Raw genomic sequence first — 19,432 nt, 5'->3', positions numbered from 1 at the left:
GACCACGCCCCGGCGCTACGGTGGAGCGCATGGCCGAGACGACCCCGACCGACGCACGACCCCCCGCCGCGGCGGCCGCCGAGCCGTCCGAGGCCGTCCTCGACGAGACCGCGGTCATCGCGCGCGACCTCATCCGGTTCGACACGACCAACCACGGCGAGGGCCGCTCGAACGGCGAGCGCGAGGCCGCCGAGTACGTCGAGGCCCGCCTGCGGGCGATGGGCCTGGAGCCCGTGCTCCACGAATCGGCGCCGCGTCGCGCGAACGTCGTCGCGCGCGTCCCCGGCGCGAATCCCGACAAGCCCGCGCTGGTGCTGCACGGCCATCTCGACGTCGTGCCGGCCGATCCCCGCAACTGGAGCGTCGACCCGTTCGCCGGCGAGATCCGCGACGGCATGCTCTGGGGGCGCGGCGCGGTCGACATGAAGGACATGGATGCCATGATCCTCACCGCGGTCGGCGACATCCTCGCCGCAGGCCGACTGCCCGAACGCGAGCTCGTCGTGGCGTTCTTCGCCGACGAGGAGGCCGGCGGCCTGTACGGCGCGAGCTGGATGGTCGACGAGCATCCCGAGCTGTTCGCCGGCGCGACCGAGGCGATCAGCGAGGTCGGCGGCTACTCGATCACGGTCGGCGGCACGCGCGCGTACCTCCTGCAGACGGGGGAGAAGTCCCTCGTCTGGGTCCGACTGGTCGCGCACGGTCGAGCCGCGCACGGCTCCCGGCTCGTCCGCGAGAACGCGGTCACGACGCTCGCCGAGGCCATCGCGAAGATCGGCCGCCGCGAATGGCCCGTGCGACTGACCGGGACGACGCGCGAGCTGCTCGCCGCGATCGCCGCCGCGCTCGGCGTCGACCCCGAGCAGGCCGCGCCCGACGAGCTCGCGATGGCGACCGGCTCCGCATCGGGGTTCATCACGGCGACCCTGCGCACGACCTCGAACCCGACCCTCCTCGACGCCGGCTACAAGCACAACGTGATCCCCGATCGTGCGGAGGCGCTCGTCGACATCCGCACGCTGCCCGGCGAGGAGGATGCGGTGCTCGCCGAGATCCGCGAGCTCATCGGACCCGACATCGAGATCCAGATCGTGCACCGCGACGTCGGGCTCGAGGCGCCGACGCACGGCCCGCTCGTCGACGCGGTGACGACCGCCCTGCGGGCGCACGACGCCGAAGCGAACGTCTTCCCGTACCTGCTGAGCGGCGGGACCGACAACAAGTCGCTGTCCCGGCTCGGCATCTCGGGATACGGCTTCGCCCCGTTGCGGCTGCCCGAGGGGATCGACTTCCCCTCGATGTTCCACGGCGTGGACGAGCGCGTGCCGCTCGACGCACTAGTCTTCGGTAGGCAGGTCCTGCGCGACCTGCTCCTCGCGTACTGAGCTGCGCGGTCCACCCCCAGCCCGACCACGACGGTCCGATGCCCTCCGCCGTGCCGGAGGGCGGGAAGGCGATTCGCCGTTGTTCGAAGCCATCATCCTCGGCCTCGTGCAGGGACTGACCGAGTTCCTGCCGATCTCCTCGAGCGCGCACCTGCGCATCCTCGGCGAGTTCCTGCCCAACGCGGCCGACCCGGGGGCGGCGTTCACGGCCATCACGCAGCTCGGAACCGAGACCGCAGTCGTGGTCTTCTTCTGGCGCGACATCGTGCGCATCATCAGCCACTGGTTCCGGGCGATCCGCGGGAGGATCCCGCACAGCGACCCCGACGCGCGCATGGGCTGGCTCATCATCATCGGCTCGATCCCGATCGTCGTGCTCGGCCTGCTCTTCCAGGACCAGATCGAGACGACGTTCCGCTCGCTGTACATCGTGGCGACGATGCTCGTCGTCTTCGGCGTCGTGCTCGGCCTCGCCGACTGGGCGGGCGCGAAGCGCCGCAAGCTGGAGGACCTCACCTACCCCCACGGCCTGTACTTCGGGCTCGCACAGTCGCTCGCCCTCATCCCGGGCGTCTCGCGTTCGGGCGGCACGATCACGATGGGCCTCCTGCTCGGCTACGAGCGCGCGGCGGCGGCGCGGTACGCGTTCCTGCTCGCGATCCCCGCGGTGTTCGGATCGGGCTTCTTCCAGCTGTTCAAGAGCATGGGCGAGCCCGCGGTCTACGGTCCGCTCGAGACGGCGGTCGCGACCGCCGTCGCGTTCGGCGTCGCCATCCTCATCATCGCGGTCTTCATGAAGTGGATCTCGCGGCACAGCTTCCTGCCGTTCGTGATCTACCGGATCGCGCTCGGCGTCACGATCTTCATCCTGCTCGGCGCCGGCGTCCTCGAGCCGTACTGATCCGCGGCAGGCGCCGCGGCCGAGGCGAGCGGATGGCTCAGCCGACGTCGCGCGGACGCCACGGCCCGCCGCCGGGCTGGTCGCCGCGTCGGCGGAGGTACCGCTCGAACTCCTGCGCGATCGCCTCGCCCGAGGCCTGCGGCGCGTCGACCGCGTCGCGCGCCTGCTCGAGCTGCTGGATGTAGCCGGCCATCTCCTCGTCGTCGGCCGCGAGCGCGTCGACGCTCGCCTCCCACTGCTGCGCCTCATCCTCGAGCGAGCCGCGCGGGATGCTGAGGCCGGTGAGCTCCTCGACCTTGCCGAGCAGCGCGAGCACGGCCTTCGGGGACGGCGCGTTGTGCACGTAGTGCGGAACCGAGGCCCAGAGCGACACGGTCGGGATGCCGACCCGCTCGGCCTGGTCGGCGATGACCGAGAGGATGCCGACGGGCCCCTCGTACGTGGATCGCTCGACCCCGAGCGCGGCGCGCACCTCGGGGTTCTCGCTCGAGGCGAAGACGGCGAGCGGCCGCGTGTGGGGTGCGTCGGCGAGCATCGCGCCGAGCAGCACGATGCCCTCGATGTCGGCCGAGAGCGCCGCGTCGATGAGCTCGGCCGCGAAGCCCTTCCACGTGCGCGCCGGCTCGGCGCCCAGGAGCACGTGCAGCGTGTCGGCGCCGGGACCCGTGACGACCTCGTCGTCGTCGGCGGGCGGCATGCCGCTCGGGCCGAGGATCGCGGCACCCGGCCACGTGAGCCGGCGGACGCCGTCGTCGTCGGCCTGGATGGTCGGACGCGTGAACTGGTAGTCGAAGTACAGCTCGGGATCGACCGCTGCGATCTCGACGAGGCCCAGCCGCTCGGCCAGCAGCCTGGCTGCACCGGTGGCCGACTCGCCTGCGTCGTTCCAGCCCTCGAACGCCACGATGAGGAGTCGTCCGCCCTCGAACCCGGTCGGATGCTGCACTCGGTTCGCCCCGCTTCCCGAACCCGGGACCTCCGGGCTCACCTCCACAATAGGCGGTGCGGATAGAATCGCCCGTTGTGACCAAGCGCCTCCCCGCCGCCGTCCTCTGGGACATGGACGGCACCCTCGTCGACACCGAGCCGTACTGGATGAAGGCCGAGATCGAGCTCATCCGCGAGTTCGGGGGCACGTGGACCGAACAGGACGCGCTGCAGGTCGTCGGCGCGGGCCTGTGGGATGCCGCAGCGGTGTTCCAGCGCGCGGGAGTCGACCTGCCCGCCGACGAGATCGTGCAGCGGCTCACCGAGCGCGTGCGCGAGCAGCTCGCGCAGCACGGCGTGCCGTGGCAGCCGGGCGCGCAGGCGCTGCTGAAGTCGGTGCGCGATGCGGGCATCCCGACCGCCCTCGTCACCATGTCCGTCCGCTCGATGGCGCAGGACATCGTCGGCGCCATCCCGTTCGCGGCGTTCGACGAGCTCGTGACGGGCGACGAGGTCGCCGCGCCGAAGCCGCATCCCGAGCCGTACCTCGCCGCCGCCGGGCGTCTCGGGGTCGACATCGCCGACTGCGTCGCGATCGAGGACTCGCCGACGGGACTGGCCGCGGCGATGTCCGCGGGCGCCGTCTCGATCGGCGTGCCGCACATGCTGCCGCTCGACGAGGCGCCGTCGCACGTGGTGTGGCCGACCCTCGACGGCCGTTCACTCGACGACGTCGTCGAGGTCGCGGCATCCGTCTGGGAACGCGCGTGATCCGCGGGGAGGCGAGCGGGCCGTTCCGCACGGGCGACCGCGTGCAGCTCACGGGCCCCAAGGGGCGCCTGCACACGATCACGCTCGAACCGGGCAGGGTCTTCCATTCGCACAAGGGCCCGATCGCGCACGACGACCTGATCGGCCTGCCCGACGGCTCGGTCGTCGCGAACGCGGTCGGCGTCGAGTACCTCGCGCTGCGGCCGCTGCTCAGCGACTTCGTGATGTCGATGCCGCGCGGCGCCGCGATCGTCTATCCGAAGGACGCCGCCCAGATCCTCGCGCAGGCCGACGTGTTCCCGGGGGCGACGGTCGTCGAGGCCGGGGTCGGGTCGGGGGCGCTGTCGCTCTGGCTGCTCCGCGCGATCGGCCCGACGGGGCGCCTGCTCTCGTTCGAGCGCCGTGAGGAGTTCGCGTCGGTCGCGCGCGGCAACGTGGCGACGTTCCACGGCGAGGACCCGTCGAACTGGTCCATCACGCTCGGCGACCTCGCCGAGACGCTCCCCGAGCAGGCCGCCGACGCGACGGTCGACCGCGTCGTGCTCGACATGCTCGCCCCATGGGAGTGCGTCGACGTCGTCTCGACCGCGCTGAAGCCCGGCGGCGTGCTGCTCTGCTACGTCGCGACCGTGACGCAGCTCTCGCGCGTGGCCGAGGCGATCCGGGCGACCGGCTGGTACACCGAACCGCAGGCGAACGAGACCATGGTGCGCGGATGGCACGTGCAGGGCCTCGCGGTCCGGCCCGACCACCGGATGATCGCGCACACCGGCTTCCTCCTCACCGCTCGTCGGCTCGCACCCGGCAGCGTGCTGCCCGAGCTGAAGCGCCGTCCGTCGAAGACCGAGTTCAGCGACGAGGACGTCGAAGCCTGGACGCCCGGCGCGCTCGGCGAGCGCAACGTCAGCGACAAGGTCCTGCGCAAGCGGGCCCGGGCCGCGGATGCCGCGGCGCGCACCTCGCGCGGCGACGACGCCGAACCCACCATCCCGCCCGCCGACGCCGACTAGGCTGTCTGCCGCCCGTGCTCCATCCGACGAAACGAGGATCCGTGCGCCTCCCGCTCGCACTCATGGCCACCGCGACCGCCCTCGCGGTCACGCTCACCGGCTGCACCGCTCCGGCGCCCGAGCCCGAGGCGACCGCCGGCGCGTCGTCCGACCTCATCGAGGTGACCGGCGACTTCGGCGAGGCACCGCGCGTGGACTTCCCGACGCCGCTCACCCCCGAGACGACGCAGTGCACCGAGGTGATCGAGGGCGATGGCGAGCGCCTCGTCGAGGGCCAGCAGGCGCTCGTCGGCCTCGCGGTGTACAACGGCGCGACGGGCGAGGAGATCCAAGCGCCGCAGGGCTTCGGCGACGAGGAGGCGCTGCCCGTGCTGCTCGGGCAGAACACGCTCGCGGGCCTGCGCAAGGGACTCTCGTGCGCGAGCGAGGGGTCCCGCGTCGTCGCCGTCGTGCCGCCCGCCGACGCGTTCGGCGAGGAGGGCAACGACTCGTTCGGCATCGGGCCCGACGACAGCCTCGTCGTCGTCTTCGACGTGCAGAAGGCGTTCCTCACGCGGGCGAACGGCGCGCCGCAGATCACCCGCGACGGCTTCCCCGCGGTCGTGACCGCGCCCGACGGCCGGCCCGGCATCACCGTCCCCGACGACGAGCCGTTCGAGACCACCCAGGTCGAGGTCCTCAAGCGAGGCCACGGCGAGGAGGTCGAGTCGGGCGACCGCGTCGTCGTGCACTACACGGGCGTCCTCTGGGACGACAACAGCGTCTTCGACTCCAGCTGGGAGCAGGGCGGTCCCGCCTCGTTCGTCGTGAGCGACGACGCCGATTCGGAGGTCATCCCGGGCTTCGCCGAGGCGGTGATCGGGCAGCCCGTCGGTTCGCAGGTGGGCGTGGTCGTCTCGCCCGAGGACGGCTACGGCGAGCAGGGCAGCGGAAGCATCCCGGGCGACGCCACGCTGTTCTTCGTGATCGACATCCTCGGCGTGGTGTGACGGCCGGCGGCCGCCGTGCCGCCGCGGGCGCTTCAGTATGATCGCTGACGTGGCGTCATCCAAGCGCTCGGGGGAGCCGAGGATCCCGGTCGAGGACCGGCTGTTCAGCCTCGTCCTCGCGCTGCTCGCGACCGAGACCGGGCTGCTGAAGTCCGAGATCCTGTCGACGGTGCGCGGCTACGCCGAGCGCTACGACGCGCGCGGCGGGAACGCGAACCTCGAGCGCCAGTTCGAGCGCGACAAGGATGACATCCGCGACCTCGGCATCCCGCTCGAGACGGTCGAGTCGCCCGATCGCCCCGGCGACAACCAGGCACTGCGCTACCGCATCCCGAAGGGCGAGTACGACCTGCCGGTCGACGTGCGGTTCACGCCCGACGAGCTCGCGTTGCTCGGCCTGGCCGCCGAGGTATGGCGCGAGGCGTCGCTGTCGGCCGACTCGCAGCGGGCGCTCACCAAGCTGCGTTCCCTCGGCATCGAGCCGCGCGAGCCCGTCATCGGGTACGCGCCGCGGTTGCGGGTGCGGGATGCCGCGTTCGAGCCGATCCGGCAGGCCCTCGACAAGCCCCAGCGCGTGCGGTTCCGCTACCTCAAGCCCGGCGAGCGCGAGCCGCGCGTCCGCACGGTGGAGCCGTACGCGGTCGTGCTGCACGAGGGGCGGTGGCACCTGCACGGACGCGACGTCGACGCGGCGGCGGGGCGGACGTTCCTGCTCTCCCGGATCGTGGGCGACGTGCAGACGCTGCCCGGCGCCCCCTTCGATCCGCCGCCCGCCGACATCCAGGACCGCGTCCTCGCCGACCTGCAGGAGCTCCGGCTCGCGAACGCCGCCGACCTCGCCGTGCGTGCCGGATCCGATGCCGAGGTCCGCCTCGGCAAGCGCGCCGTCACGGCCGACGAGGATGCCGGCGTCATCCGCCTGCACTACACCGATGCGGCGATCTTCGCCGACGAGCTCGCCTCGTACGGGCCGGAGGTGCGCGTGCTCGCGCCCGCGGCCCTGCGCGAGGCGGTGCGCGAGCGGCTCGAGGCGGTCGCGTCGGCGCATCGCGCGGGAGGCGCCGCATGAGCGGACCGTCCGTGCGGCGGCCTGCGGGCCTGCGCGCCCCCGACAAGCTGGTCTTCCTGCTCTCGCTCGTGCCCTACCTGCTCGAGCAGCGCGTCGTCGACGTCGCCGAGGCCGCCGCGCACTTCGGCGTCGGCGAGCAGGAGATCCGCGACGCGGTGATGCTCATCGCCACGTCGGGCCTGCCCGGCGCGACCGGCACCTACCAGCCCAACGACCTCTTCGACATCGACTGGGACTCGTTCGAGGAGGACGACGTCATCGTCATCGTCCACCACGTCGCGATCGACGACGCGCCGCGGCTCTCGGCGCGGGAGGCCGCCGCGCTCATCGCCGGCCTGCAGTACCTCTCCGCGCTTCCCGAGAACGCGGGCAGCGCCTCGCTCGCGGCGCTGACCGAGAAGCTGCGGGCCGGGGCGTCGGCCGCGCCGAGCCGGCTCGCGGTGGCCGAGGAGTCGGCCGACGAGTCCCTCGCGACGGTGCGCCGCGCCGTGGCATCCGGCCACCGGCTGGAGTTCGACTACCTGAACGCGCGCGGCGAACGACGCCGCCGGCGCGTCGACCCGCTGCGGATCGCGTCCCTCGGCGCCGACTGGTACCTGCAGGCGTACGACCACACGCGCGAGGACGTACGGAACTTCCGCGTCGACCGCATGAGCGCCCTCGAGGTCACCGATGAGGCGATCGCCGACCACTCGGGCCGCGCCATCCCCGAGACGCTCTTCCAGGCATCGCCCGACGACCTCGAGGTCGTGGTCGACGTCGCGCCGGCGACGCTGCCGCTCCTCGCGGACTACCTCGCCGACGCGAAGACCACCGAGGTCGAGGGCCGTCTCCGGGTGACCCTCCGGCTCGCGCACGTGCACGGCCTGAAGCGGCTGGTGGCGGGGCTGCCCGGGCTGGTGACGGTCGTCGCCCCGCCGGAGGCCCGCGCGGCCGTCGCCGAGTGGGCCGCGGCCGGGCTCGCGGGCTACGGCGAGGCGTCGTCGGAGCCCCGTGACGGCGTGACCGAAGCGTGAGAACCGCACTCCTCGCGAGCAGGTAGACTGGCCGCACCATCCCGCCAGAATGGACGAGCACCTATGTTTGGAAACGCCTTCACCGGTTGGCACGCGCTGATCATCCTCCTGGTGATCCTGCTGCTGTTCGGTGCGCCGAAGCTTCCCGCGCTCGCGCGGAGCCTGGGCCAGTCGATGAAGATCCTGAAGACCGAGGTCCGTTCCGACGGCGATGCCGAGGCGACCGACGGCACGGCGGCAAATGCCCCGGCCGCCCAGGCGCCCGCTCCGTCCGCGACGGCGACGCCCGCGTCGACGACTCCCGCTCAGGTCGAGCAGCCCAAGCGCACGGACTCCGGCCCGAGCGCCTGACCCGCATGACCGCGGTGAAGGATCGCGGGGAGAAGAACCGCGAGAAGCGGATGTCGCTCGGCGCGCATCTCATCGAGCTGCGCAAGCGCCTCTTCCGCTCCGCGATCGCGATCGTCGTCGGCATGGCCGTCGGCTGGTGGCTCACGGACGCGTTCGTGTGGCAGGCGATCCAGGAGCCGGTCAACCTCGTGGTCGAGGCGCAGCAGGGCACCGACGCGGCATCGACGGGCATCATCTTCCCGACGATCTCCAGTGCGTTCGACCTGCGGCTGCAGATCGCGTTCACGCTGGGCATCGTGATCTCGGCCCCGGTGTGGCTCTACCAGGTCTTCGCGTTCCTCGTGCCCGGGCTGAACACGCGCGAGCGCAAGTACACCTTCGCGTTCTTCGCGACCGCCATCCCGCTCTTCTTCGCGGGCTGCGCGGCCGGCTGGTTCGTGCTGCCGAACATCGTCAAGCTCATGACGGGCTTCGTCCCCGAGGGCGCCGAGACGCTGCTCACGGCGAAGGAGTACATCGACTTCGTGCTGAAGCTCGTCGTGGCGATCGGCATCGCGTTCGTCGTGCCCGTGTTCATCGTGCTGCTGAACTTCGCCGGCATCCTGAGCGCGGCCTCGATCATCAAGTCCTGGCGTATCGCCATCCTCGTGATCGTGCTGTTCACGGCCTTCGCGACGCCGTCGGCCGACGTGGTCTCGATGTTCATGCTGGCGATCCCGATGATCGGCCTGTACTTCGCCGCGTACGGCATCGCGTACCTGCACGACCGGCGCGTGGCAAAGCGCAATGAACTGGAGTTCGGCACGGCTGTCTAGGCTGGAGGGGTGATGAGCCTCTCACCGGCGGAGCGCTACGCGCTCTCACGGCAGCAGCGCAGACAGCCCAGGCTGCAGGAGTTCGCCGCCGGTCTCTCCTTCGACCTCGACCCGTTCCAGCGCGCCGCCTGCGGGGCGCTCGACCAGGGACGGAGCGTGCTCGTGGCGGCCCCAACGGGCGCGGGCAAGACCGTGGTCGCCGAGTTCGCAGTGCACCTCGCGATGCAGGCCGGAGACGAGAAGGTCTTCTACACGACGCCGATCAAGGCGCTGTCGAACCAGAAGTACCAGGAGTTCGTCGAGACCTGGGGTGCACGCAACGTGGGCCTGCTCACGGGCGACACGAACATCAACTCCGGAGCACGCATCGTGGTGATGACCACCGAGGTGCTGCGCAACATGCTCTACGCCGACTCGCCGTTGCTCGACCGCCTCGCGTACGTGGTCATGGACGAGGTGCACTACCTCGCCGACCGGTTCCGCGGGGCCGTGTGGGAGGAGGTCATCATCCACCTCCCGGAGCAGGTGCGGCTGGTCTCGCTCAGCGCGACGGTGTCGAACGCCGAGGAGTTCGGCGACTGGTTGCAGGCGGTGCGCGGCGACACCGACGTGATCGTCTCGGAGCAGCGACCGGTGCCGCTCGAGCAGCACGCCCTGGTAGGCACCAAGCTCGTCGACCTCTTCGACTCGTCGGGTCAGGCCGCCACGCACCGGGTCAACCCCGAGCTGCAGCGGCTCGCACGGGCCGGCGGCCGGTCGATCCAGGGCCGATCGCAGCGCGGCCGCCGCGGCAGCGATCGCGGCCGGTTCCACGGCCCGGGGCCGGGGGCCGGCGGCGGACGCGCCGAGCGCTCCGACGTGGTCGAGCTGCTGCGGAGCAAGCACCTGCTGCCGGCGATCGTCTTCATCTTCTCGCGCGCCGGGTGCGACCAGGCGGTGCTCCAGGTGCTGCGCAGCGGCATCCGCCTCACCGATGCGGCCGAGCGCGACGAGATCCGCGCGATCGTCGAGGAGCGCGCGCGCCTGCTGCGCGACGACGACCTCGCGGTGCTCGGGTACTGGGAGTGGCTCGAGGGCCTGCAGCGCGGGGTCGCCGCGCACCACGCGGGCATGCTGCCCACGTTCAAGGAGACCGTGGAGGACCTCTTCCAGCGCAAGCTCCTGAAGGTCGTCTTCGCCACCGAGACGCTCGCGCTCGGCGTGAACATGCCCGCGCGGTCGGTGGTGCTCGAGAAGCTCGAGAAGTTCAACGGCGAGGCGCGCGTCCCGATCACGCCGGGGGAGTACACGCAGTTGACCGGCCGTGCGGGGCGACGCGGCATCGACGTCGAGGGCCACTCGGTCATCCAGTGGATGGACGGACTCGACCCCGAGGCGGTCGCCTCGCTCGCCTCGCGGCGCAGCTATCCGCTCAACTCGAGCTTCAGCCCCACGTACAACATGGCCGTCAACCTGGTGGACCAGTTCGGCCGCGAACGGACCCGCCAGGTCCTCGAGCTCTCGTTCGCGCAGTTCCAGGCCGATCGCGCCGTGGTCGACCTCGCCCGCACCCTGCGCAAGCAGGAGGAGTCGATGGCCGGGTACGAGCAGGCGATGGCCTGCCACCTCGGTGACTTCGGCGAGTACGCGGCGATGCGCCGGCGCATCGGCGATCTCGAACGGCAGCAGGCCAAGGGCAATCCGACGCATGCGCAGCGCGAGCGGATGCAGCGCGAGCTCGCCGCCGAGCGCAAACGCCTGCGCGCCCACCCGTGCCACGGCTGCGCGGAGCGCGAACAGCACGCGCGATGGGCCGAACGCTGGTGGCGCCTCAAGAAGGATCACGACGACCTCTCACGGCAGATCCGCACGCGGACCGGGCAGGTCGCGAAGCGGTTCGACCGCGTGGCCGAGGTGCTCGAGGAGCTCGGCTACCTCGAGTCCGACGGGCGGGGCGGGCTCGCCTCCACGGCCGCGGGCCGAACGCTCAAGCGCATCTACGGCGAGCGCGACCTGCTGGTGGCGGAGTCGCTCCGTCGCGGGTACTGGGACCGTCTCGACGTGCCGTCGCTCGCGGCGATGGCCGCATCGCTCGTGTACGAGCCGCGTCGCGACGAGCGAGGCATGCAGTTCCGGCTCCCCAAGGGTCCGTTCCGCGAGGCGTTCGAGCGCACGACCGACGCGTGGAGCGAGCTCGACGACGTGGAACGCGACCACCGCCTGCCGGGCAGCGAGCAGCCCTCGCCCGCGCTCGCCTCCGCGATGCACGCGTGGGCGCGGGGAGTCGGGCTCGGCGTCATCCTGGCCGACACCGAGCTCGCCGCGGGCGACTTCGTGCGACTCGCCAAGCAGGTGATCGACCTGCTCGACCAGGTGTCGATCGTCGCCGACGCCGAGCTCGGCGCCACCGCCCGCGCGGCGATCGACGCGGTGCGCCGCGGCGTCGTCGCGTACGGGGCGGCGGCGTGAGCGCCGCACCGCCGCAGCCCGACGCCGCGACGGCCGAGCCGGCCGTCGACCCGGCGCGACCGTTGATGCCGCTGTGGGCCGCGCTGCTGGTGTCGGCGCTCGGCGGGTTCGTCTACGATCTCGGCTTCCCGGGCGCGAACGTGTGGCCGCTCGCGTTCGCCGGCATCGCGATGGCGCTCGTGAGCCTCATCGGCCGGTCGTCGTGGGCGGCCTTCCACATCGGCCTCGCGTTCGGCCTCGCGTTCTACCTGACGCACGTGTCGTGGACCTCGCTGTACCTCGGCCCGGTGCCGTGGCTGGCGCTCTCGATCCTCGAGTCGCTCTTCGTCGCGGGCGGCGCGGTGCTCATCGCGCTGGCGTATCGCTGGATGCCGCGGGCGACGCGTTCCCGGTGGGCGCGCCTCGTGCTCCTGCCACTGCTCGTCGCGGGTCTCTGGGTCCTGCGGGAGACCGCGAACGGAACGCTGCCCTATGGCGGATTTCCGTGGGGGCGCGCCGCGCAGAGCCAGTCCGAGAGTCCGTTCGCCGAGATGGCCTCCTGGGTCGGCTCGTCGGGCCTCGGGTTCGTGATGGTCGCGATCGTCGCCGGCGTCATCGAGTGGGTCAGGGCACGCGGATGGCGCGACCTGCGCACCGCGATCCCCGTCGCCGCACTGCTCGTCGTCGCCGCGGCCGTGCCGGCGTGGCAGACCGTGCCGAACGGCGAGTTCCGGGTCGCGAGCGTGCAGGGGAACGGCCCCTCGGGCTACTTCGACGAACGCGAGCCCGGCGACGTGCTCGAGGCGCAGCTCGCCGCGACCGAGCCGATCCTCGACGAGCCCGGCATCGACGTGCTGCTCTGGCCGGAGGGCGGCTCCGACATCGATCCCACGCGCAGCGACGAGGTCGCGCGGATCTTCGACGACCTGAGCGAACGGGTCGGTGCGCCGGTCGTGCTCAACACCGTGACGGTCGACGACGAGGAGCGCTTCTTCAACACCTCCCTGCAGTGGGAGGCCGGCGACGGCGCGGTGGACCGGTTCTCGAAGCGGAATCCCGTGCCGTTCGGCGAGTACATCCCCGACCGCTGGTTCTACGACGCGCTCGCCCCCGAACTCACCGGGCTGATCCAGCGCGGGTACTCCCCGGGTACGGAACCGCCGGTGTTCGACCTCGGCGGCACGGTCGCGGGCCTGGCGATCTGCTTCGACGTGATCTACGACGGACTGATCTGGGAGGGCGCGCGCGACGGCGCGGAGGTGTACCTGCTCCAGACGAACAACGCCGATTTCCGGGGAACCGACGAGAACCAGCAGCAGCTCGCGATCGCACGCCTGCGAGCCATCGAGACCGGCCGGTCGATCGTGAACATCTCGACGGTCGGCACGAGCCAGGTCATCGACCCGAGCGGTCGGACCGTCGAGTCCCTGCCCGCCTACGAGGCGGGGGCGATGGTCACCGACGTCGAGCTCCGGACGGGCTTCACTCCCGCGGTGGTGCTCGGCGGAATCGTCCCCACGCTCATCGGACTCGGAAGCATCGCGGGTCTGGTGTTCGCCGGCGTCCGGTCGGCCAGGCGCAGCACTCGCCGGTGACATCGGGGCCCGTCGAACCGGGTCGCGCACCGGGCAGACGAAACGCCCCGCGCCGGAAGCGGTCCGGGCGGGGCGTCGGCGGGGAGGCGGCGCTATGCGCCGATCTTCTGCTGCCCACGCCGGGCGCGCAGGTAGTTGAGGCGCTCCTGCAGGATCTCCTCGAGCTCGGCGCGCGTGCGGCGCTCGAGCAGCATGTCCCAGTGGGTACGGGCGACCTTCTCGCCTGAACGGTCGATCTCGACCGGCTTGGAGTCGACCAGGAGCACCGCGGAGTTGCCGCAGTGACGGCACTCCCACGTCTCGGGGATCTCGGCCTCGGTCGAGAAGACCATCGTGGTCTCGCGACCGCACGTCTCGCACTGGTACGTGTACTCGGCACGGTCGGCGAAGACGACGCCGTCCTCGCTCTGCAGGCTCTGCGCGCCGATTCGCATGCCCCGAAGGCTCCGGTCCGCCATGGCGTACTCCTCTCGATCGTTCATCAGGTATAAACGATCAAGCTGGGCGTCTTCTTTCCACCGGCTGGTGTTTTGCCGGGGAACTCTCAGTTTTCCGCGGCCACCCGCAAGGCCAGGTCGACCCGGTCGGTCACCAGTCCGTCGACTCCGAGCGCGAGCAGGCGCCGCATGTCGGCCTCGTCGTTGACGGTCCAGACGTGCACCTCGACGCCCGCCTCGTGAGCGGCACCGATGAGTGCGGGGGAGAGCAGCGCCATCCGCCCGATCCGCTCGGGGATCTGCAGCGCCCCCACACCGGCGGTCGCGCGTCGCATGAGCGCCGCGTTGCGGGTGACGGATGCCGCGCGCGCCCGCAGCACGGACGTGCGGCCGGCCGACGTGGCCGCCTCGGGGACACCGGCGACGAGCCGTCGTCGGCGCGCATCGGAGAACGACGTGAGCAGCACGCGGCTGCCCGCATTCGCGCGCCGGACCGCCTCGATCGTGGCCGGGACCGCGGCATCCGCCTTCACGTCGATGTTCAGACGCGCCCTGGGGAAGGCGTGCAGCAGCTCGTCGAGCGTGCCGTAGCCGTGGCCGCCGCCCAGGTCGACCCGGCGGAGCTCGGCGAGCGGGAGGCTCGCGACCGCATCGCGCCGCGCGGCGACGCGTTCGAGCGTCGGGTCGTGCGCCAGCACGGCCGCGCCGTCGGCGCTGACGTGCACGTCGGTCTCGAGGTACGTGGCCCCGGCACGCACCGCGTGCTCGAACGCGGCGAGCGTGTTCTCGGGAACCTGCAACGCGAGACCGCGGTGCGCGAGCACGCGCGGCCGGGGCGGGTCGAACCAGTGCGAGGACACCGGGTCGGTCAGGCGGACCCGCCGGGCCGCGAGCCGCCGATGCCGCCGGGTCCGGACGCGCCGTCGCCGTTGGGCGTGAACGCGCGGCCGATGCCCTTGAGCGCCTCGGTGAGCTCGCTCGGGATGATCCAGAGCTTGTTCGACGCCCCCTCGGCGAGCTGCGGGAGCATCTGCAGGTACTGGTAGCCGAGCAGCTTCGGGTCGGGGTCGCCCTTGTGGATCGCGTCGAAGACCGTGAGGATCGCCTCGGCCTCGCCCTGGGCGCGCAGCACCGCCGCCTTCGCATCGCCCTCGGCCTTGAGGATCGCGGCCTGCCGGGATCCCTCGGCCTCGAGGATCGCCGACTGCTTCGTGCCCTCGGCGGTCAGGATGGCGGCGCGGCGGTCGCGCTCGGCGCGCATCTGCTTCTCCATCGAGTCCTGGATGGAGAGGGGCGGGTCGATCGCCTTGAGTTCGACCCGGGACACGCGGATGCCCCACTTGCCGGTGGCCTCGTCGAGCACGATGCGCAGCTGGCCGTTGATGTTGTCGCGGCTGGTCAGGGCCTCCTCGAGGTTGAGCCCGCCGACCACGTTGCGCAGCGTCGTGGTCGTGAGCTGCTCGACGGCGCCGAGGTAATTGTTGATCTCGTAGGTCGCGGCACGCGCGTCGGTCACCTGGAAGTAGACGACCGTGTCGATCGAGACCACCAGGTTGTCCTCGGTGATCACCGGCTGCGGTGGGAACGAGACGACCTGCTCTCGCATGTCGACGAGCGGCAGGAGCCGGTCGATGAAGGGCACGAGGATGTTCAGGCCGGGGGTGAGCGTCTTGTGGTAGCGGCCGAGCCGTTCGACCACGCCCGCGTAGGCCTGCGGCACGATCCGGATCGACCGTGCGATCACCACGATCGCGAAGATCGCGATCGCGAGGACGACGATCAGGGTGATGACGGGTCCGACCTCGCTCACGCGTCCGTGCTCCTCTCCACCGGGACGACGACCGCCGTCGCCCCGTCGATGCCGGTCACGAGCACGTGCTCGCCCACGGCGACATCGGCCTGGTCGGTGATGGGCGAGAGCCGCGCCGTCCACACATCGCCGTTCTGCAGCTTGACCTGGCCGCCGGTCGCCGTCACCGTACGGACCACCGCGCCGTCGGCGCCGATCAGCGCGTCGATGTTGCTGCGCGCCGGATCGGCCCCGCGCCGCAGCATCCTGAGCAGGGGCGGACGCAGCACCAGGATGAGCGCGATCGACACGACCGCCGCGACGATGAACTGCGCCCACCAGGGGATGCCCGTCAGCCCCGAGAGCAGGCCGGCCACACTGCCGAGCGCGAGCATGAGGAAGGTCATCTCGAGGGTGAACACCTCGATCGTGGCGAATACGAGGATCAGCACGAGCCAGGCGATCCACGCGTACTGCGTCAGCACATCCACTTCGTCTCCTTCTGGACCCCGTCACGAACCTAGCAGCGCGGGGGGAGCGGATGGGGGAGTTGGTAGTCTCGGTGCGGCGCGTCCGCGTGCGCCGACATCCGCACCATGGAGGAGCCCACCGTGACCAACCCGCTCGCCCCCGGATCGCTCGACGGTCGCGTCGCCCTCGTCACGGGCTCGTCCCGCGGCATCGGCGCCGACACCGCCCGCTACCTCGCCGAGGCCGGCGCCGCCGTGGTGATCAACTACCGCAGCAAGGCCCCGCGCGCCGAGAAGATCGTGGGCGAGATCACGGCGGCGGGCGGGCGTGCACTCGCGGTGGGGGCAGACCTGACGGACTCGGCGTCGGTGCAGTCGATGTTCGAGCAGGCCGTCGCCGAGTTCGGACCGATCGACCTGCTCGTGCTCAACGCGTCGGGCGGCATGGAGTCCGGAATGGGCGAGGACTACGCCATGCGCCTCAATCGCGATGCGCAGGTGAACGTCGTCGACAACGCCCTGCCCCACCTCGCCGACGGCGCGCGCATCGTGTTCGTGACCAGCCACCAGGCGCACTTCATCCGCACCACGCCGACCATGCCCGAGTACGAGCCCGTGGCCCTCTCCAAGCGCGCCGGCGAGGATGCGCTCCGGGCGAGGCTGCCCGAGTTCGAGGCCGCGGGCGTCGAGTTCGTCGTGGTCTCGGGCGACATGATCGAGGGCACGATCACCGCCACGCTGCTCGAGCGCGCGAACCCCGGCGCCATCGCCGCGCGCAAGGAGGATGCGGGCCGGCTCTACAACGTCGCGGAGTTCGCCGCCGAGGTCGCCGCCGCCGCCGTCGAGCCGGTCCCGGCCGACCACACGCGGTACGTCGGCGACGTCTCGGGATTCGCGCCGGAGCAATAGGCCCGTGCACGTGAACGGGGCCGGTCGGATGCGTTCCGACCGGCCCTGTCGCGTCGCACCGCGACGGCGGTGTCAGCTCGAGAGCTGCAGCCCCCGGCCGAACGTGAACGCGCGCACGATCTGCACGATTCCGAGCACGATAAGCGCGATGCCCGTGACCCAGAAGAGGATCGCAGCGCCCCAGAACGGCGAGAAGAGCAGCACGATGCCGGCGACGATGCTCAGGATGCCGAAGAAGATGCTCCATCCCCTCGACGACGAGCTCCCGGACTGCGCGAGCGCCACGGCGCCCTCGATGATCCACAGGATCCCGATGAGCACCCCGAGGAAGATGCCGATCACGACGGCGCTCTCGGTCGGGTTCGCGAGCATGAGGATGCCGCCGATGACGAACAGCACGCCGAGGATGATGTCGAGCGCCCTCGCGCCGCCGGAGAGGCCCCTCGAGAAGATCCCGAGCCCGACGTAGGCGAGGCCGGCGATGAGGAAGTAGATCCCCAGCATCACAGTGAGGACGATCGCCGAGTTCTTCGGCCAGAACGTGATGAAGATGCCGGCGATCAGGGCGAGCACGCCCGTGACGCCCAGGGCGACGCGGATGGTGTTGACCGCCGACTTCGTCAGATCGGCGGAATCGAACGAGAATGCGGCGAAGGTGCTGTTGTACTGCGGGGACGACATACCGACGACTCCTTCCGGCACGCCCCGACTGGCGCGCTCGGCATCAGGCTATTGCCGTCGACCCGGCGGGCGGGGGAGCCTTTCGTCCCGCCGTCGGCGTGTCGTGACCGCATCGTGTCCTCAACCGGCCGGCCGGTCGCGGCGGCGTGCCGCGCCATCCGCTCGCCTGTGGAGTGTCGCAGCACTCGTGGGTACGACAGACTTGGGAGACCGACCGGCGACAGGGGAGTGGCGTGACGAGACCGACCGACAGGATGCACGAGATCGCCCGGGACCGCTTCGGCTGGAGCGAGCTCAAGCCCGGCCAGGCCGACGCGATCCAGTCGGTCGTCGAGGGGCGCGACGTGCTCGTCGTGATGCCCACCGGGTACGGCAAGTCGGCGGTCTACCAGATCGCGGCGCACCTGCTCGACGGGCCCACGGTCGTCGTCTCGCCGCTGATCGCCCTCCAGGCCGACCAGGTCCGCCACCTCGAGCGCGCCACCGGCGAAGGCGCCGCGGTGGCCGTCAACTCGGCGCACAGCGAGGGCGCGAACCAGCGCTCGTGGGAGGCCGTGGCGTCCGGCGAGGCCGAGTTCGTGTTCCTCGCCCCCGAGCAGCTCGCGAAGCCCGAGGTCGTCGACGAGCTCGCCGGTCTCGGGGTGTCGCTGTTCGTGGTCGACGAGGCGCACTGCGTGTCGTCCTGGGGCCACGACTTCCGGCCCGACTACCTGCGCCTCGGAGCGGCGATCGACGCCGTCGGCCGCCCGCGCGTGGTCGCGCTCACGGCGACCGGGTCGGCTCCGGTGCGCGAGGAGATCATCGAGCGCCTCGGGCTGCGCGAGCCCCGCGTGCTGGTCGGCGGCTTCGACCGGCCCAACATCCACCTCGCGGTCGTGCGCCACGAGGACGAGGCGGCGAAGGAGCGCGCCGTCATCGAGTCGGCAGTCGCCGCCGAGAAGCCGGGGCTCGTCTACGTCGCGACGCGGAAGGACACCGAGCGGTTCGCGGAGCGGTTCGCCGAGGAGGGCCTGCGCGCGGCCGCGTACCACGGCGGGATGCCCGCCCGGGCGCGCCGCGCGGTCCACGAGGCGTTCCTGCACGACGGGCTCGACGTCGTGGTCGCCACGAGCGCGTTCGGCATGGGCGTCGACAAGCCGAACGTGCGCTTCGTCGTGCACGGCGACGTCACCGAGTCGCTCGACGCGTACTACCAGGAGGTCGGCCGGGGCGGTCGTGACGGGAGCCCGTCCCGGGCGACCCTGCACTACCGTGCCGAAGACCTGGGGCTGCGAGCGTTCTTCGCCTCGGGCCGCCCTCGCGAGGATCGGGTCCGCGCGGTCGCCGCGGCGCTCTCCTCGAGCGGCGCACCGCAGACGGGCCGCGCCCTCGCAGCCGAGCTCGGCCTGCCCACGCGAGCCGTCACCGCGATCCTGAACATCCTCGTCGAAGCGGATGCCGCGACCGCCGTCGATGACGGCATCGTGGCACACGACGCGATCGATCCCGCGACGGCGGTGGCCCTGGTCGACGAGGTGGTCGAGCGCCGCAAGCGTATCGAGGAGTCGCGGCTCGCGATGCTCCGCGGCTATGCGGAGACGTCGAGATGCCGACGCGCCGCGCTCCTGGAGTACTTCGGCGACGACCTGCGCGCCCCCTGCGGCAACTGCGACACGTGCGACGGCGGATCGGCGTACGAGTCCGCCCAGTCCACGGCAGGCGGCGAGTACCGCCTCGACCAGACCGTGCGTCATCGCGACTGGGGCGACGGGCGCGTCATGAGCATCGAGTCCGACCGGATCACCGTGTTCTTCGACGACGAGGGCTACCGCGTGCTCTCGCTCGCGGCCGTGCAGGAGGGAGACCTCCTGAGCGCGAGCTGACGGCCCATCGGCCGCCCGCGGGCCACCG

General features: G+C 71.6%; 19 protein-coding genes. 13 read left to right on the top strand and 6 right to left on the bottom strand.

Going from position 1 to position 19,432, the window contains the following annotated elements; translation table 11 throughout:
- Positions 1–29 precede the first annotated feature (29 nt).
- Positions 30–1,385 (top strand): M20/M25/M40 family metallo-hydrolase, encoded by a 1,356-nt coding sequence (locus ACZ4TW_RS11265; RefSeq protein ID WP_465542804.1) that lies wholly within the window; start codon positions 30–32, stop codon positions 1,383–1,385.
- A gap of 79 nt (positions 1,386–1,464) precedes the next feature.
- On the top strand, positions 1,465–2,286 hold the full coding sequence (locus ACZ4TW_RS11260; RefSeq protein WP_465542803.1) for an undecaprenyl-diphosphate phosphatase: 822 nt from the start codon (positions 1,465–1,467) through the stop codon (positions 2,284–2,286).
- Between the two features lie 37 nt (positions 2,287–2,323).
- Here ACZ4TW_RS11260 and ACZ4TW_RS11255 read toward each other — a convergent pair whose 3' ends face one another.
- Positions 2,324–3,232 carry a PAC2 family protein gene (locus ACZ4TW_RS11255; RefSeq protein ID WP_465542802.1) on the bottom strand — a complete coding sequence of 303 codons (909 nt, stop codon included), beginning with the start codon at positions 3,230–3,232 and terminating at the stop codon, positions 2,324–2,326.
- A gap of 77 nt (positions 3,233–3,309) precedes the next feature.
- Here ACZ4TW_RS11255 and ACZ4TW_RS11250 point away from each other — a divergent pair, with 77 nt between their 5' ends.
- The 9 genes from ACZ4TW_RS11250 (at position 3,310) to lnt (ending at position 13,256) form a co-directional block, all read left to right on the top strand.
- Positions 3,310–3,984: an HAD family hydrolase gene (locus ACZ4TW_RS11250; RefSeq protein WP_465542801.1), complete on the top strand. Its 675-nt coding sequence runs from the start codon at positions 3,310–3,312 to the stop codon at positions 3,982–3,984.
- Positions 3,984–4,994, top strand: coding sequence for a tRNA (adenine-N1)-methyltransferase (locus tag ACZ4TW_RS11245; protein ID WP_465542869.1), 1,011 nt, complete (start codon positions 3,984–3,986; stop codon positions 4,992–4,994). Before ACZ4TW_RS11250 ends, ACZ4TW_RS11245 begins: the two co-directional genes overlap by 1 nt.
- Positions 4,995–5,035: 41 nt before the next feature.
- Entirely contained in the window at positions 5,036–5,983 is a 948-nt protein-coding gene (locus ACZ4TW_RS11240) for an FKBP-type peptidyl-prolyl cis-trans isomerase (RefSeq protein WP_465542800.1), read from the top strand.
- Between the two features lie 49 nt (positions 5,984–6,032).
- A complete protein-coding gene (locus tag ACZ4TW_RS11235; protein ID WP_465542799.1) occupies positions 6,033–7,052 on the top strand; it encodes a helix-turn-helix transcriptional regulator in 1,020 nt (339 codons plus the stop codon).
- A complete protein-coding gene (locus ACZ4TW_RS11230; RefSeq protein ID WP_465542798.1) occupies positions 7,049–8,068 on the top strand; it encodes a helix-turn-helix transcriptional regulator in 1,020 nt (339 codons plus the stop codon). The genes ACZ4TW_RS11235 and ACZ4TW_RS11230 overlap by 4 nt, the downstream gene beginning before the upstream one ends.
- Before the next feature lie 63 nt (positions 8,069–8,131).
- Positions 8,132–8,419: a twin-arginine translocase TatA/TatE family subunit gene (gene tatA, locus ACZ4TW_RS11225; protein ID WP_465542797.1), complete on the top strand. Its 288-nt coding sequence runs from the start codon at positions 8,132–8,134 to the stop codon at positions 8,417–8,419.
- Positions 8,420–8,469: 50 nt separating this feature from the next.
- The gene (tatC, locus tag ACZ4TW_RS11220) at positions 8,470–9,234 is read left to right on the top strand and encodes a twin-arginine translocase subunit TatC (RefSeq protein ID WP_465542868.1); all 765 of its coding nucleotides are present in this window, start codon (positions 8,470–8,472) and stop codon (positions 9,232–9,234) included.
- A 12-nt stretch (positions 9,235–9,246) separates the two neighbouring features.
- The gene (locus ACZ4TW_RS11215) at positions 9,247–11,682 is read left to right on the top strand and encodes a DEAD/DEAH box helicase (protein WP_465542796.1); all 2,436 of its coding nucleotides are present in this window, start codon (positions 9,247–9,249) and stop codon (positions 11,680–11,682) included.
- 65 nt (positions 11,683–11,747) lie between these two features.
- Complete coding sequence (lnt, locus tag ACZ4TW_RS11210; protein WP_465542867.1) at positions 11,748–13,256, top strand: apolipoprotein N-acyltransferase; 1,509 nt, start codon at positions 11,748–11,750, stop codon at positions 13,254–13,256.
- A 92-nt stretch (positions 13,257–13,348) separates the two neighbouring features.
- On the opposite strand, the gene ACZ4TW_RS11205 is transcribed toward lnt, so the two are convergent.
- The 4 genes from ACZ4TW_RS11205 to ACZ4TW_RS11190 all read right to left on the bottom strand — a co-directional run bounded on the left by ACZ4TW_RS11205 (position 13,349) and on the right by ACZ4TW_RS11190 (position 15,973).
- Entirely contained in the window at positions 13,349–13,714 is a 366-nt protein-coding gene (locus ACZ4TW_RS11205) for an RNA polymerase-binding protein RbpA (protein WP_465542795.1), read from the bottom strand.
- An 86-nt stretch (positions 13,715–13,800) separates the two neighbouring features.
- Positions 13,801–14,553 (bottom strand): glycerophosphodiester phosphodiesterase, encoded by a 753-nt coding sequence (locus ACZ4TW_RS11200; protein WP_465542794.1) that lies wholly within the window; start codon positions 14,551–14,553, stop codon positions 13,801–13,803.
- 8 nt (positions 14,554–14,561) lie between these two features.
- Positions 14,562–15,482, bottom strand: coding sequence for an SPFH domain-containing protein (locus tag ACZ4TW_RS11195; protein WP_465542866.1), 921 nt, complete (start codon positions 15,480–15,482; stop codon positions 14,562–14,564).
- A gap of 17 nt (positions 15,483–15,499) precedes the next feature.
- On the bottom strand, positions 15,500–15,973 hold the full coding sequence (locus ACZ4TW_RS11190; RefSeq protein WP_465542793.1) for an NfeD family protein: 474 nt from the start codon (positions 15,971–15,973) through the stop codon (positions 15,500–15,502).
- A gap of 120 nt (positions 15,974–16,093) precedes the next feature.
- Between ACZ4TW_RS11190 and ACZ4TW_RS11185 the strand changes: the two genes are divergently transcribed.
- On the top strand, positions 16,094–16,861 hold the full coding sequence (locus tag ACZ4TW_RS11185; protein ID WP_465542792.1) for an SDR family oxidoreductase: 768 nt from the start codon (positions 16,094–16,096) through the stop codon (positions 16,859–16,861).
- Positions 16,862–16,933: 72 nt separating this feature from the next.
- Here ACZ4TW_RS11185 and ACZ4TW_RS11180 read toward each other — a convergent pair whose 3' ends face one another.
- On the bottom strand, positions 16,934–17,542 hold the full coding sequence (locus ACZ4TW_RS11180; RefSeq protein WP_465542791.1) for an HdeD family acid-resistance protein: 609 nt from the start codon (positions 17,540–17,542) through the stop codon (positions 16,934–16,936).
- Positions 17,543–17,775: 233 nt separating this feature from the next.
- Here ACZ4TW_RS11180 and ACZ4TW_RS11175 point away from each other — a divergent pair, with 233 nt between their 5' ends.
- Entirely contained in the window at positions 17,776–19,404 is a 1,629-nt protein-coding gene (locus tag ACZ4TW_RS11175) for a RecQ family ATP-dependent DNA helicase (protein ID WP_465542790.1), read from the top strand.
- Positions 19,405–19,432 lie beyond the last annotated feature (28 nt).

The organism is Agromyces sp. NPDC029043, from assembly GCF_055564615.1.
Note: the sequence above shows the minus strand (reverse complement) of the source record. Positions and strands in the feature narration are given on the sequence as shown.

What these genes read in the sequence shown, in the direction of transcription:
- lnt (WP_465542867.1), top strand. Translation starts at nt 11,748, where the DNA reads ATGCCGCTGTGGGCCGCGCTGCTGGTGTCGGCGCTCGGCGGGTTCGTC.
- ACZ4TW_RS11265 (WP_465542804.1), top strand. Translation starts at nt 30, where the DNA reads ATGGCCGAGACGACCCCGACCGACGCACGACCCCCCGCCGCGGCGGCC.
- ACZ4TW_RS11180 (WP_465542791.1), bottom strand. Translation starts at nt 17,542, where the DNA reads ATGTCGTCCCCGCAGTACAACAGCACCTTCGCCGCATTCTCGTTCGAT.
- ACZ4TW_RS11230 (WP_465542798.1), top strand. Translation starts at nt 7,049, where the DNA reads ATGAGCGGACCGTCCGTGCGGCGGCCTGCGGGCCTGCGCGCCCCCGAC.
- tatA (WP_465542797.1), top strand. Translation starts at nt 8,132, where the DNA reads ATGTTTGGAAACGCCTTCACCGGTTGGCACGCGCTGATCATCCTCCTG.
- tatC (WP_465542868.1), top strand. Translation starts at nt 8,470, where the DNA reads ATGTCGCTCGGCGCGCATCTCATCGAGCTGCGCAAGCGCCTCTTCCGC.
- ACZ4TW_RS11215 (WP_465542796.1), top strand. Translation starts at nt 9,247, where the DNA reads ATGAGCCTCTCACCGGCGGAGCGCTACGCGCTCTCACGGCAGCAGCGC.
- ACZ4TW_RS11205 (WP_465542795.1), bottom strand. Translation starts at nt 13,714, where the DNA reads ATGGCGGACCGGAGCCTTCGGGGCATGCGAATCGGCGCGCAGAGCCTG.